This is a genomic window from Paraburkholderia sp. HP33-1 (genome assembly GCF_021390595.1).
Lineage (GTDB): Bacteria > Pseudomonadota > Gammaproteobacteria > Burkholderiales > Burkholderiaceae > Paraburkholderia.
This window is the reverse complement of the sequence record NZ_JAJEJR010000001.1, coordinates 948,858-961,759: the sequence shown is the minus strand read 5'-3', so window position 1 is coordinate 961,759 and position 12,902 is coordinate 948,858. Positions and strand designations below refer to the sequence as shown.

9 protein-coding genes are annotated in these 12,902 nt (G+C 64.8%); 6 read left to right on the top strand and 3 right to left on the bottom strand.

Annotated features, from left to right (window positions below; translation table 11 throughout):
- Positions 1–141: 141 nt before the first annotated feature.
- From L0U81_RS04370 to L0U81_RS04345, 6 genes are all read left to right on the top strand, one after another.
- Positions 142–855 (top strand): VOC family protein, encoded by a 714-nt coding sequence (locus tag L0U81_RS04370; protein ID WP_233800350.1) that lies wholly within the window; start codon positions 142–144, stop codon positions 853–855.
- Between the two features lie 106 nt (positions 856–961).
- Positions 962–2,158 carry an aminotransferase-like domain-containing protein gene (locus L0U81_RS04365; protein WP_233800349.1) on the top strand — a complete coding sequence of 399 codons (1,197 nt, stop codon included), beginning with the start codon at positions 962–964 and terminating at the stop codon, positions 2,156–2,158.
- A gap of 102 nt (positions 2,159–2,260) precedes the next feature.
- The gene (locus L0U81_RS04360; protein WP_233800348.1) at positions 2,261–2,725 is read left to right on the top strand and encodes a RidA family protein; all 465 of its coding nucleotides are present in this window, start codon (positions 2,261–2,263) and stop codon (positions 2,723–2,725) included.
- Between the two features lie 196 nt (positions 2,726–2,921).
- Positions 2,922–3,821 carry a PhzF family phenazine biosynthesis protein gene (locus L0U81_RS04355; RefSeq protein ID WP_233800347.1) on the top strand — a complete coding sequence of 300 codons (900 nt, stop codon included), beginning with the start codon at positions 2,922–2,924 and terminating at the stop codon, positions 3,819–3,821.
- Positions 3,822–4,179: 358 nt separating this feature from the next.
- Positions 4,180–6,543 (top strand): bifunctional diguanylate cyclase/phosphodiesterase, encoded by a 2,364-nt coding sequence (locus L0U81_RS04350; protein WP_233800346.1) that lies wholly within the window; start codon positions 4,180–4,182, stop codon positions 6,541–6,543.
- A gap of 37 nt (positions 6,544–6,580) precedes the next feature.
- Positions 6,581–7,789: a chromate transporter gene (locus tag L0U81_RS04345; RefSeq protein WP_233800345.1), complete on the top strand. Its 1,209-nt coding sequence runs from the start codon at positions 6,581–6,583 to the stop codon at positions 7,787–7,789.
- Between the two features lie 48 nt (positions 7,790–7,837).
- On the opposite strand, the gene L0U81_RS04340 is transcribed toward L0U81_RS04345, so the two are convergent.
- The 3 genes from L0U81_RS04340 to L0U81_RS04330 form a co-directional block, all read right to left on the bottom strand.
- The gene (locus L0U81_RS04340) at positions 7,838–8,296 is read right to left on the bottom strand and encodes a CopD family protein (RefSeq protein ID WP_233800344.1); all 459 of its coding nucleotides are present in this window, start codon (positions 8,294–8,296) and stop codon (positions 7,838–7,840) included.
- Between the two features lie 193 nt (positions 8,297–8,489).
- Positions 8,490–10,811: a DNA topoisomerase IV subunit A gene (gene parC / locus L0U81_RS04335; protein ID WP_233800343.1), complete on the bottom strand. Its 2,322-nt coding sequence runs from the start codon at positions 10,809–10,811 to the stop codon at positions 8,490–8,492.
- Between the two features lie 71 nt (positions 10,812–10,882).
- Entirely contained in the window at positions 10,883–12,868 is a 1,986-nt protein-coding gene (locus tag L0U81_RS04330; protein ID WP_233800342.1) for a DNA topoisomerase IV subunit B, read from the bottom strand.
- Positions 12,869–12,902 lie beyond the last annotated feature (34 nt).

Below are 12,902 nucleotides of genomic sequence, written 5' to 3'. Positions count from 1 at the left end.
GAAGGATGGTGACGCAATGCAAAACCATCCGCATGGCGCGCCGATCCGGCAAACGGTTATGCTTACGGCCCCGGCAGCGCAGCCTTCACGCGTGGCGCGCACCGGGCCTTTGCGCAGAACAGCGTTTTCCGTCGACCCGCCATGACAGCCCTGACAACCCCGACAGCTCATTCGCTCAGTCTCGATCACCTGGTAGTCTGCGCGCGCACTTTGGACGAAGGCGTCCAGTACGTCGCCGATACGCTCGGCGTCGCACCAACCGGCGGCGGCGCGCATCCGCTGATGCGCACCCACAACCGCCTGCTGGGACTGTGGGGCGGCCTCTATCTGGAAGTAATCGCGGTCGATCCGCAGGCCGCGGCCGACACCGCAGCCGATCGCGTCGGGCCACGCCCGCGCCTGTTCGCGCTCGACGACCCGGCGACGCAGGCGCGACTCGAGAACGGGCCGTATCTATCGCACTGGGTCGCGCGCGTCGAGCGGCCGAAGCATCTCGCGACGTGGCAGGCGCAGTATCCGCAGCGCATCGCGCCAGTCGTGCCGATGACGCGCGGCGATTTCACATGGGGCCTGACGGTGCCTGAAGACGGCTCGTTCCCCGCCTGGCAAGGCGCCGGCGACGGCGTGCTGCCGTCGCTGATCCAGTGGGACTCGACGCGTCATCCGTCGCAGGTGCTCGCGCAGACGAACCTCGCGTTGAAGGCCCTGAAAGCGGTGCATCCGCGGGCCGAGCTGATTGGCGAGCAACTGCGCTGGCTCGACGCCGCGCACCTGCTCGACGTGCAGCCGACCGACGGCGCCGCGGCGCTCGTCGCTGAATTTGAAACACCCGAGGGTCCGCGGACCCTCAGATAAGCAGCGCGCGAGTCAGCAACCCCGTTGGCCCCCCAGCGGCACCGGTTGCCGAGTCGCGCGATAATCGAAGTTTTGACCGGTTCCAGAAACACCAGCAGAGGAGATCATGGACCAAAGCGACCTGAAAGCCCCGACGTGGCAATTGTCCGAACGCGCACGCAAGCTCACGAGCTCCGCGATCCGCGAGATCCTGAAGGTCACGGAACGGCCCGAAGTCATTTCCTTCGCAGGCGGCCTGCCCTCGCCGGCTACTTTTCCGGCCGAGCGCATGCGCGAGGCGGCCGACCGCATCCTGCGCGACACGCCTGCCGCGGCGCTGCAGTACAGCGCGACCGAAGGCTATTTGCCGCTGCGCGAATGGGTCGCGCAACGCTACTCGGTCAACGGCGCGCAGATCCGTGCGTCGCAGGTGCTGATCACGACCGGCTCGCAACAGGCGCTCGACCTGCTCGGCAAGGTGCTCGTCTGCGTGGGTAGCCCGGTGCTGGTCGAAACGCCGACCTACCTCGGCGCGCTGCAATCGTTCTCGATGTACGAGCCGCACTACGTGCAGGTGCCGACCGACGAGCAAGGCCTGATCCCCGAAGGCCTCAAGCCGGAACTGACCAAAGGCGCGCGTCTGCTGTACGCGCAACCGAATTTCCAGAATCCGACGGGCCGCCGTCTGCCGGTCGAACGCCGCCGCGCGCTTGCCGAGTTCGCGAAGACCGCACCGTTCCCGGTGATCGAGGACGACCCGTACGGCGCACTCGACTACGCGGGCGAACCGCTGCCGACGATGCTGTCGATGGCGCCCGATCACATCGTCTATCTCGGCTCGTTCTCGAAGGTGCTCGCGCCGGGTCTGCGCGTCGGCTTCATCATCGCGCCCGAAGAGTTGATCTTCAAACTCGTGCAGGCCAAGCAGGCCACCGACCTGCACACGCCGAGCTTCACGCAGCGCATCGTCCACGAAGTGGTCAAGGATGGCTTTCTCGACACGCACGTGCCGACGATCCGCGAGCTGTATCGCAACCAGTGCGACGCGATGCTCGCCGCGCTCGAACGCTATATGCCCGAAGGCGTGAGCTGGAACCGTCCGGAAGGCGGCATGTTCATCTGGGTCAATCTGCCGGCGCAGATCGACAGCATGAAGCTGCTCGAGGAAGCGGTCGCGCAGAACGTCGCGTTCGTGCCGGGCGGGCCGTTCTTCGCGAACGAAGCGCAGCACAACACGCTGCGTCTGTCGTTCGTCACGGTGCCACCGGCTAAAATCGACGAAGGCGTGGCGCGTCTCGCGGCAATCGTGCGCGCGAAAATCTGAACGGCGTAAGCCGCACTGACATCGGGGCGAAGTCCGCACGCGCATTGCGTGCGAACTTCGCCCGCCTGCATTCATGCAATCTCACCGAAACGAGGACACGACATGGCTCAATCGAATGTGTACGACAAGCTCAAGGAACTCGGCATCGAACTGCCGGCGGCGGGTGCGCCGGCAGCGGCCTATGTGATGAGCGCGCAAAGCGGCAACACGGTGTATCTGTCGGGCCACATCGCGAAGAAGGACGGCAAGGTGTGGATCGGCAAGCTCGGCGCAACGATGGGCACCGACGAAGGCAAGGCCGCGGCGCGCTCGATCGCGATCGATCTGCTCGCCACCTTGCATGCGCACGTCGGCGACCTGAACCGCGTCACGCGCATCGTCAAGCTGATGAGCCTCGTCAACTCGACGCTCGAATTCACCGAGCAGCATCTGGTCACGAACGGCGCGTCCGAGCTGATCGCCGACGTGTTCGGCGAGCGCGGCAAGCACGCGCGCTCGGCGTTCGGAGTCGCGCAGATTCCGCTCGGCGCGTGCGTCGAGATCGAGCTGATCGCCGAGGTCGAATAAGCATCGAAGCGATGTGACGATGCGTGCGGCATCGCGTGACATTCATCCATGATGCACGCCGCATTGAAAATCAAACGCGCCGTCTGGTGTCACGCACCGGCGGCGCGTTTTGTTTGACTGCAACGGTGGATCGCCGGTGCAGACGCGGATAGAATCCGCGAACTCCTTCCACGTCCATTGCGCCGGGGACCTGTCGATGTCCGCTCACACCGTTCGCTTCAAACAGGTCGACGTGTTTACGTCGACGCCGTTCAAGGGCAATCCGCTTGCCGTCGTGTTCGATGCCGACGCGCTCGATACCGCGCAGATGCAGGCCATCGCGCGCTGGACCAATCTGTCCGAAACCACGTTTCTGCTGCAGCCGACCGATGCGGCCGCCGACTATCGCGTGCGCATCTTCACGCCGGGCGGCGAGTTGCCGTTCGCGGGTCATCCGACGCTCGGCACCGCGCATGCTCTGCGTGAAAGCGGCTACCAGCCGAAGCAGGCCGGCAAGCTGATCCAGCAATGCGGCGTGGGTCTCGTCGAACTCGAAGCGCTCGACGGCGCTGACAGCGCTCACGGCACATGGGCGTTTGCCGCGCCGCCCGCGCGCGTGACGCCGCTCGCCGAGCATCGTTACGAAGAGCTGTCTACGGCCTTACGTAGTCAGGCGATCGACTTCAGCGCGCCGCCGTGCGCGGTCGACAATGGCGCACCGTGGCTCGTCGTGCGCGTCGACTCAGCACGCGCCTGCCTCGCGCTCGAACCGGATGCGGCCGCGCTCGCCGAACTCGCGCATTCGGTCGACACGCACGGCGTCGCCGTGTACGGCCCGCACGACGCCGACGGCCCGGCAACGTTCGAGGTCCGTTGCCTGATGGCGGGCGGCGGCTTCGGCGTCGGTGAAGACCCGGTGACGGGCAGCGCCAACGCCGCGCTCGCGGGTCTCCTGAACCTCCAGCAACGTCGTCCGGGCGCGCGCTACACCGCGCGTCAGGGCACCGTGCTCGGGCGCGCGGGCGAGGTGTCGGTCCACTACGACGATGCGCGCGGCAAGATCTGGATCGGCGGGCCTTCGGTGACGATCGTCGACGGTACGTGCCGGCTCGCGTAAGCGGCTTGCGGCCTCGCGCGCAGACCATGACGAGATGCCGCATGTCGCCGCGACACACCACAAAAAGCCGCAGCGCGATGGCATTGCCATACCTGGTTCTCCGAATTCGTCGCGCCCGGCGCGCCAGCGTATACCCCATGCCCGGACGCTTCCTTAATCCAGTGGCATTCAGTAATATCGAGACGGATATAACGAACGAACCGTATCCGATGACCTGCGGACGGTCAGGCGCGGCGCAACGCCCTCTCCTCCTGCGCGGCAGCTTTGGCACCTTGGTCACCATGCAGCTATCCAACTATTTCGCGCAGTCGATGCCCGTGCGTTTGCAAGCGGCTAACACCCAGTCAAGGGCCGAGCGATGACTCAGTCCCGTTTCTCCGACCCGCGCGAAACCAGGCCACACCGCGATCCAATGGCCACACGCCGTCGTGCGTTGCTCGTCATTCCCGCTCTCGGCATAGTGGTACTGGTCCTGCTGTGGACCGTGATCTTTGCGCGGCTGTCGGTAGAAAAGGATGCAACGTACCGCGAAGCGATGGCGTCGTCCGCAATTCTTTCCGCAGCGCTCGAGCAGCACACCATCAAGGCGATTCACCAGGTCGATCAGATCACGCGCTTCGTCAAATACGAGTACGAAAAGACGCCCGATCATTTCGATCTCGCGAGCACGGTCGAAAAAAGCGTCGTGCAAAGCGAAACGCTCGTGCAGGTGTCGCTGATCGACGAGCACGGCAGACTGATCGCTAATACGGCCGAACCCAATCCCGCTCACATCGACCTGTCCGACCGCGAGCACTTCAAGGTCCACGAGCACGAGAACGACGACCAGCTATACATCAGCAAGCCGGTGCTCGGCCGCATATCGGGTCACTGGACGCTGCAGATGACGCGGCGTCTGAATCATCCGGACGGCTCGTTCGCGGGCGTCGTCGTCGTCTCCGAAGACCCGAGCTATTTCACGTCGGACTTCTACAACAACGCGGCGATCGGCCGCGAAGGCGTGATTGCGGTCATCTCGGACAGCGGCACGGTGCTCGCGCGCCGCACCGGCAACGCGGACAAGGCGAGCGGCACGTTCACCGCGAGCGGCACGTATCCGACTTCGGAGCACGTGTCGGGCATCTACGTCGATTCGATCGACAACGTCACGCGCATCGTGTCGTACCGGCACATCGACGGCTATCCGCTCGGCGTGCTCGTGGGTCTCTCGCAGGGCGAAGAATTCGCCGACTACAACCACACGCGCAACGTCTATCTGCTGATGGCGGGCTTCGTCTCGCTCGCCATGCTCAGCTTCTTCGCGGTCGCGACCGGCCTGATCGGCAAGTTGCTCGGCCGCGAGCGCGAGATGACGCATCTCGTCGAATACGATCTGTTGACCGGCCTGCGCAATCGCTATGCGACGCTGCAGGCGCTGCGCCAGGACGTCGCGCAGCCGTTCAATCTTGGCCGCCTCGCCATTCTTTTTATCGATCTCGACAACTTCAAGACCGTCAACGACACGCTCGGCCACAACGCCGGTGACATCGTGCTGCAGATGACGGCCTCGCGCCTGTCCGCCGCGGTCGGCGACGGCGGCGCGCTCTCCCGCATCGGCGGCGACGAGTTCGTCGTCGTGATCAAGGGTGACGATGTCGAGAAGCGCGCGGTCACGCTCGCCGAAGCCGCCAGCAATGTGTTCTCAAAGCCGTTCGAGGTGCGCGGCAGCTCGTTCGTGCTGCATGCGAGCATCGGTATTGCGCTGTACTCGGTCGCGAACGAAAACGAGATCGACCTGCTGAAGAAAGCCGACCTCGCGATGTACAGCGCGAAGGACGCCGGCAAGAACTGCTACCAGTTCTATTCGCCGCATCTGTCACATCGCGCGGACCATCTGATGAAGTGGGAACAGCAGTTGCGCGTCGCGCTCGACGAAGGGCAACTGTTCCTCGCGTATCAGCCGAAGATCGATCTGACGCGTCGCTGCATCACCGGCTTCGAAGCGCTCCTGCGCTGGAATCATCCGCAGCACGGACTGATCCCGGCCAGCGAATTCATCCCCGTGGCCGAATCGACCGGCCTGATCGTGCCGATCGGCGACTTCGTGATCGAGACGGCGTGCCGCCAGCTCGCGCAATGGCAGCACCAGGGCTACGACACGCTGTCGCTCGCGGTGAATATTTCGGCGGTGCAGTTCTGGCGCGGCGACCTGTTCGAAACGATCTCGCGCGCGATCGAGGAAACCGGCATCTCCGCGCGCCGCCTCGAGCTCGAAATCACCGAGACAACGATGATGGAATATCCGGAAGTCGTCGCCGAAAAAATCTTTGCGCTGAAGCGTCTCGGCGTCCGCATCGCGCTCGACGATTTCGGCACCGGCTATTCTTCGCTGTCCTATCTGAACCGCTTCGCCGTCGATACGCTGAAGGTGGACCGTTCGTTCGTCCAGGCGATTCCGGGCGACCGCAGCGTCTGCGTGATGGTCACCGCGATCGTCAACCTCGCGCGCTCGCTCGGGCTCACGGTGGTGGTCGAAGGCACGGAGACCGAGGAGCAGATTGCGTGGCTGGCCGCGCTCGGCCATATCGAGGCACAGGGCTTCCTGTTCTCGCGTCCGGTGCCGGTGGAGGCGATTCCGGCGCTGCTCGAGCGCTTCGGCGTATGTGGCGTGAACAACGTCGGCGGCCGCCGCGCCGTGCACGAAACCGACAACATGAACAGCGTATCGAGCACCAACAATTAAAGGACGGACGCCCGCACGGCGGGCCACCGCAGCGCCGATGCAGACCATCACGAGCGAGGAGGCTGCCCGCCGTGGGCAACGGGAACCGCTATGGACGCTGTTTCGGGTTGTGTTCGGCCTGTCAGCGCTGTCGTGGGGTGGCCTCGCGTTGATGGCGCAGCTCGAGCATCACTACGTCGAACGCCAGCGGCGGCTGTCGCGCGTGGCGTTCTCGGATCTGATCGCGCTCGCGTGGATGGTGCCGGGACCCGTCGGCTGCAATGTCGCTGTGCAGCTCGGACACGCGTTGCGCGGACGCGCCGGCGCATGGGTCGCCGGTGTGGCATGCGTGCTGCCCTTCTTCACATTGATGACGCTGTTCGCGATCTTCTACCGCGTGTCCATCGTGCACACGATCGCGTCGCAAACGCTGCTGCATCACTTCAGCGTCGTGCTCGCGACGCTGATCGCGATCACCTGGTACAAGCAGACCCGCGCGCTCGTGCGCGGCAAGCTCGAATGGACGGCGGCATTGCTCGGCAGCATTGCGCTGTTCTATGCGCACAACGCCGCGGCCTATGTGGTGATGCTCGGCGCGGCCTTCGGCACCGGCTGGTTCGCGAGCCCGGAGCGCGACTCGCGTCTCACCGTGTCGCTGGAGCGCGGCGACTATCGGCTGCTGGCCGGGCTCAGCGCGCTACTCGTGCTGTTCGCGCTGCCGCTGCCGCAGCGCTATGAACTCGCGCTGCTGTGGCCACGCCTTGCGGGCGCCGGCATGACGCTGTTCGGCGGCGGCTTCTCGGCGTTGCCGGTGCTCAAGACGCTGTTCGTCACGCCGGCAGTCGGCGTATCGGATAACGACTTCACGCTCGCGTTTTCGCTGTCGCCGTTGTCTCCGGGCCCCTTGCTGAACGTGGTGCCGTTCTTCGGTTATCTGGTCGATGGCTGGCTGGGCGCGCTGATCGCGACGCTCGCGCTGTTCGTGCCGTCGGGATGCCTCGTCGTGCTTGCGCAGCGGCATCTGCATCAGTTGAAGGCGAACCCGCGCTTCGAGCACGGCATGAGGATTCTGCGCGCAGTCACGACCGCGTTTCTCGCGGTCGCGGTGCTGCGCATCGCCGTGCATGTACCGCTGGAGCCGATCTATCTGCTGACCGCGACATTCTCCGCGACGTGCTTCGCGAAGCTGAAGGTGCCGGTGTATGCCGTGTATGGAACGGTGGCGGTGGCGTGCGGTTTGTGGCTCGCGTACGGCGCTACGACCTGACGCGGCGCGGGCCGCGCTACGCCGGCCGCGCCATCGGCGAACTGGCGATCAGAACCCGCGTGCGAGCACCGCGACGCCGATCGTCACGACGCCCAGCACGAGATTGATCAGCACGAGACGGCGGACCGTACCGACCGCCTGCGCGCCGTCGGGCCACTTCTGTGCCTGCACCGCGCGGCGAATGCGCGGATACACCGCGAAGCGGATATGCCCGAAGATCAGCATCATCACGATGCCGAGACCGGCCATCGCATGCAGCGGCCAAAGCGCGTGAGCGCCGCCGAATTGCGTCAGCAGGAAGCCGCCAGTGATCAGGATCACGAGCACCGACACGCCGACCCAGTTGAAGAAGCGGCCGAACACCGACTCCCACAGCGGCAGGCGCAGTTGCGGCGACAGATCGCCAAGCGCCGGGCGCAGGCAGAAATGCGCGAACACCATACCGCCGACCCACACCGCCACCCCAAGCAGATGCAGAAAAAGCGCGACTTCGATAGCCTTGTTCATATTGTTTTCCTCTCCCGACGACGCCACACCGTTTAGGACACTTGATCCCGCTCAACAGCAACTGAGCGAGCCGCTCCCCGTTTGCTTTCCAAACCCTTCGCGCGACGGACTTTATTAAGACAGACCGCGAGCGCCCCGCATGCTAGCAGGCGCCCGTGGTTTTACAGCGTCAAACTACGTTAAATCGACTCCACTAAGCCGGCAGCACCGGACGCATGCCGTCGAGCTTCATCTTGCTGTCGGGCGCACGTCCCTTGCGCGCGCGTTTGCCGACATGCGCCGCAAGCTCGCCGCCGGCAAGCTTCTCCTCGTCGACACGGCCACCACGGCGCGTGCCGATCAGCATCACGCCGGCCTTGTTGATCGCCAGCGCCTGCACGAGCGTTTCGTTGCCGTCGAGCCCCATCAGCGTGACGCCGCGCCCGCCGCCCGACAAGGTCTTCATCTCGTCGAGGCCGAACACGAGCAGACGCCCGCCCGACGACAGACACGCGACCTGCGCCGCGTCCGGCAGCATCGGCATCGGCGCGAGCGGCGCGGCACCCGCGTCGATCGTCATGAACGACTTGCCGGCCTTCACGCGGCTCACCATGTCGCCGACCTTCGCAATAAAGCCGAAGCCGTTGCTCGACGCGAGCAACAGCGCCTGCTCCGCCGACGCCGCGTAGTAGTGCATCAGATGGCTACCCGATTCGAGCTCGATCAGCGACGTGACCGGCACGCCATCGCCACGCCCGCCGGGCAGTTGAGCCACCGAGACCGAATAGACACGGCCGTTGCTGCCCCATGCGATCAGCGTGTCGGGTGTGCGGCACTGGAACGCCGCGTAGAGGCCGTCGCCGGCCTTGAAGGTGAAGCCCGCGGTGTCGAGCCCGTGGCCCTTCAGCGCGCGCACCCAGCCCTTCTGCGACACCACGACCGTGACCGGCTCGTCGACCACGCGCGCTTCGAACGTCGCGCGCTTTTCCTGCTGGATCAGCGTGCGGCGCTCGTCGCCGAACTGCTTCGCGTCGGCTTCGATTTCCTTGATCAGCAGGCGCTTCATCGCCGATTCGCTGCCGAGCAGCTCTTCGAGCCGGGCCTTCTCTTCGCGCAGCTCGGCCAGCTCCTTCTCGATCTTGATCTTCTCGAGACGCGCCAACTGACGCAGCCGGATTTCGAGGATGTCTTCAGCCTGGCGGTCGGTGAGACCGAACGCGGCCATCAGCGCGGTCTTCGGCTCGTCCGATTCGCGGATGATGCGGATGACTTCGTCGATATTCAGGAAGACGATCATCCGGCCTTCGAGAATATGAATCCGGTCGTCGACCTTCGACAGACGATGCCGCGTGCGCCGCGTCACCGTCGCGAAACGGAACGCGATCCACTCGTGCAGGATTTCGCTCAAGCCCTTCTGACGCGGCCGGCCGTCGCCCCCGACCATCACCATGTTCAGCGGTGCGTTCGATTCGAGGCTCGTGTGCGCGAGCAGCGTGTTGACGAACTCGGTTTGGTCGATGCGGCTCGACTTCGGCTCGAACACGAGGCGTACCGGCGCATCCTTGCCCGATTCGTCGCGCACCGCGTCGACGAGCGCGAGCAGTGTCTGCTTCGTCTGCAACTGCTCGGGCGTCAGCGCCTTCTTGCCGAGCTTGATCTTCGGGTTGGTCTGTTCTTCGATTTCCTCGAGCACCTTCTGTGCGGCCGTGTTCGGCGGCAGTTCGGTGATCACGAGTTGCCACTGGCCGCGCGCGAGGTCTTCGATCTTCCAGCGCGCACGCACCTTCAGGCTGCCGCGGCCGGTCTCGTACGCGGCGGCGATCTCCGCCTCGCTCGAAATGATCTGGCCACCGCCCGGGAAGTCCGGCCCCGGCACAAGCTGCATCAGTTCCGCGTGCGAAAGCTTCGGATGGCGGATCAGCGCGACTGCCGCGCTCGCGACTTCGCGCAGGTTGTGCGACGGGATTTCCGTGGCGAGACCCACCGCGATGCCGGATGCGCCGTTCAACAGCACGAACGGCAGACGCGCCGGCAGCACCTTCGGCTCTTCGAACGAGCCGTCGTAGTTCGGCATGAAGTCGACCGTGCCCTGGTCGATTTCGCCGAGCAGCAGCTTCGCGATCGGCGTCAGACGCGCTTCGGTGTAACGCATCGCCGCCGCGCCATCGCCATCGCGCGAGCCGAAGTTGCCCTGGCCGTCGATCAGCGGATAGCGCATCGAGAAGTCCTGCGCGAGACGCACGAGCGCGTCGTACGCGGACTGGTCGCCGTGCGGGTGATACTTACCGAGCACGTCGCCGACCACGCGCGCCGACTTGACCGGCTTCGCGTTGTCGCCGAGGCCCATCTCGTTCATCGCGAACAGGATGCGGCGCTGCACCGGCTTCTGGCCGTCGCAAACGTCCGGCAGCGCGCGCCCCTTGACCACGCTGACCGCATACTCGAGGTACGCGCGCTCCGCGTAGTTGCCGAGCGTCAGCACGTCGCTATCCGACGGCGGTTCGTTGAAAAGGTCGAGAGTGTTATCGTCGTCCATCTAGATTCCGTGTCCGTGTTTGGCTTGAAGTGTCGTATGTCGCGTGAAGCTGAAACTGAAGCGCAACGCGCTCAGATGTCCGCTTCCACTTCGTTGCCCTTTTCTTCGAGCCAGCTGCGGCGCGACGCCGCTTCGCCCTTGCCCATCAGCATGGTCATGCGCGCGACGGTCGCGTCGTAGTCGAGTTCGCCGAGCGCGACCGGTTGCAGGCGGCGCGTGTCGGGGTTCATCGTGGTGTCCCACAGCTGCTCGGCGCTCATTTCGCCGAGGCCCTTGAAGCGGCTGATCGACCACTGGTTGTCGCGCACACCGTCCTTGCGCAGCTTGTCGAGAATCGCCTCGAGCTCGCCTTCGTCGAGCGCGTAGAGCTTCTGCGCGGGCTTCTTGCCGCGTGCGGGCGCATCGACGCGAAACAGCGGCGGACGCGCGACGCACACGTGGCCGCGCTCGATCAGCTGCGGGAAATGCTTGAAGAACAGCGTGAGCAGCAGCACCTGGATGTGCGAGCCGTCGACGTCCGCATCCGACAGAATGCAGATCTTGCCGTAGCGCAGATTCGACAGATCGACCTTGTCGTCGGGATTGTGCGGATCGACGCCGATCGCCACCGAAATGTCGTGCACCTCGTTGTTCGCGAACAGGCGATCGCGCTCGGTTTCCCACGTGTTCAGCACCTTGCCGCGCAGCGGCAGAATCGCCTGGTACTCCTTGTCACGACCCATCTTCGCGGAGCCGCCCGCCGAGTCGCCCTCGACGAGGAACAGCTCGTTGCGCCCGATTTCCGTCGATTCGCAATCGGTCAGCTTGCCGGGCAGCACCGCGACACCCGAGCTCTTGCGCTTCTCGACCTTCTGCCCGGCGCGCGTACGCGCCTGCGCCTGCTTGATCACGAGGTCCGCGAGTTTCTTGCCGTGCTCGACGTGCTGGTTCAACCACAATTCGAGCGCCGGCCGCGCGAATGACGACACGAGCTTGACCGCGTCGCGGCTATTCAGACGCTCCTTGATCTGCCCTTGAAACTGCGGGTCCAAGACCTTTGCCGACAGCACGAACGACACGCGCGCGAACACGTCTTCGGCGAGCAGCTTCACGCCCTTCGGCTGAAGGTTGTGCAACTCGACGAAGCTCTTGACCGCCTGGTAAAGACCGTCGCGCAAACCCGACTCATGCGTGCCGCCCGCAGGCGTCGGAATAAGGTTCACGTAGGACTCGCGCGTGAGCGGACCTTCCTCGCTCCACGCAACGACCCATGCCGCGCCCTCGCCCTCGGCGAACGTCTCTTCACTCGAACGCGAGCTTTCCGCGTAACGCTCGCCTTCGAACAGCGGGATCAGCAGATCGCTGCCGTTCATGCCTTCGAGCAGATAGCCGCGCAAGCCGTCTTCGTATTTCCAGCTTTGCTGCTCGCCGGTTTTTTCGTTGACGAGCGTGACTTCGACGCCCGGTAGCAGCACCGCTTTCGAGCGCAGCAGACGCTGCAGTTCGCCGAGCGGCAGGTTCGGCGAATCGAAGTACTTCGGATCGGCCCACGCGGTCACGCGCGTGCCGGATTTCTTCTCGCCCTTCGCGGCGGCGCGCACTTCGAGCGGCTTCGCGACGTTACCGTGCGCGAAGCTCAACTCAGCCACCTTGCCGTCGCGCCACACGGTGACGTCGAGTCGCGTGGACAGTGCGTTCGTCACCGAGACGCCGACACCGTGCAGGCCGCCGGAGAACGTATAGGCGCCGCCGGCGGCCTTGTCGAACTTGCCGCCCGCATGCAGGCGCGTGAAAACGATTTCGACGACCGGCACGCCCTCTTCTGGGTGCAGGCCGAACGGAATGCCGCGGCCGTCGTCGTCAACCGAGACCGAATGGTCGGCGTGCAGCGTGACCGTAATTTGCCGGCCGTAGCCACCGAGGGCTTCGTCCGACGCGTTGTCGATGACTTCCTGAATGATGTGCAGCGGATTCTCGGTGCGGGTGTACATGCCGGGTCGTTGCTTGACCGGCTCCAGACCCTTCAACACCTTGATCGACGCTTCGCTATACGCGGCGTTTGGCTTTTTCGTAGACATGATTGACTCGGTGCGTCGGTTCATCGTTGTCCAC

Excerpts from the sequence above, each read along its gene's own strand:
- L0U81_RS04370 (WP_233800350.1), top strand. The coding sequence starts at position 142 with ATGACAGCCCTGACAACCCCGACAGCTCATTCGCTCAGTCTCGATCAC.
- L0U81_RS04365 (WP_233800349.1), top strand. The coding sequence starts at position 962 with ATGGACCAAAGCGACCTGAAAGCCCCGACGTGGCAATTGTCCGAACGC.
- L0U81_RS04360 (WP_233800348.1), top strand. The coding sequence starts at position 2,261 with ATGGCTCAATCGAATGTGTACGACAAGCTCAAGGAACTCGGCATCGAA.
- L0U81_RS04355 (WP_233800347.1), top strand. The coding sequence starts at position 2,922 with ATGTCCGCTCACACCGTTCGCTTCAAACAGGTCGACGTGTTTACGTCG.
- L0U81_RS04350 (WP_233800346.1), top strand. The coding sequence starts at position 4,180 with ATGACTCAGTCCCGTTTCTCCGACCCGCGCGAAACCAGGCCACACCGC.
- L0U81_RS04345 (WP_233800345.1), top strand. The coding sequence starts at position 6,581 with ATGCAGACCATCACGAGCGAGGAGGCTGCCCGCCGTGGGCAACGGGAA.
- L0U81_RS04340 (WP_233800344.1), bottom strand. The coding sequence starts at position 8,296 with ATGAACAAGGCTATCGAAGTCGCGCTTTTTCTGCATCTGCTTGGGGTG.
- parC (WP_233800343.1), bottom strand. The coding sequence starts at position 10,811 with ATGGACGACGATAACACTCTCGACCTTTTCAACGAACCGCCGTCGGAT.
- L0U81_RS04330 (WP_233800342.1), bottom strand. The coding sequence starts at position 12,868 with ATGTCTACGAAAAAGCCAAACGCCGCGTATAGCGAAGCGTCGATCAAG.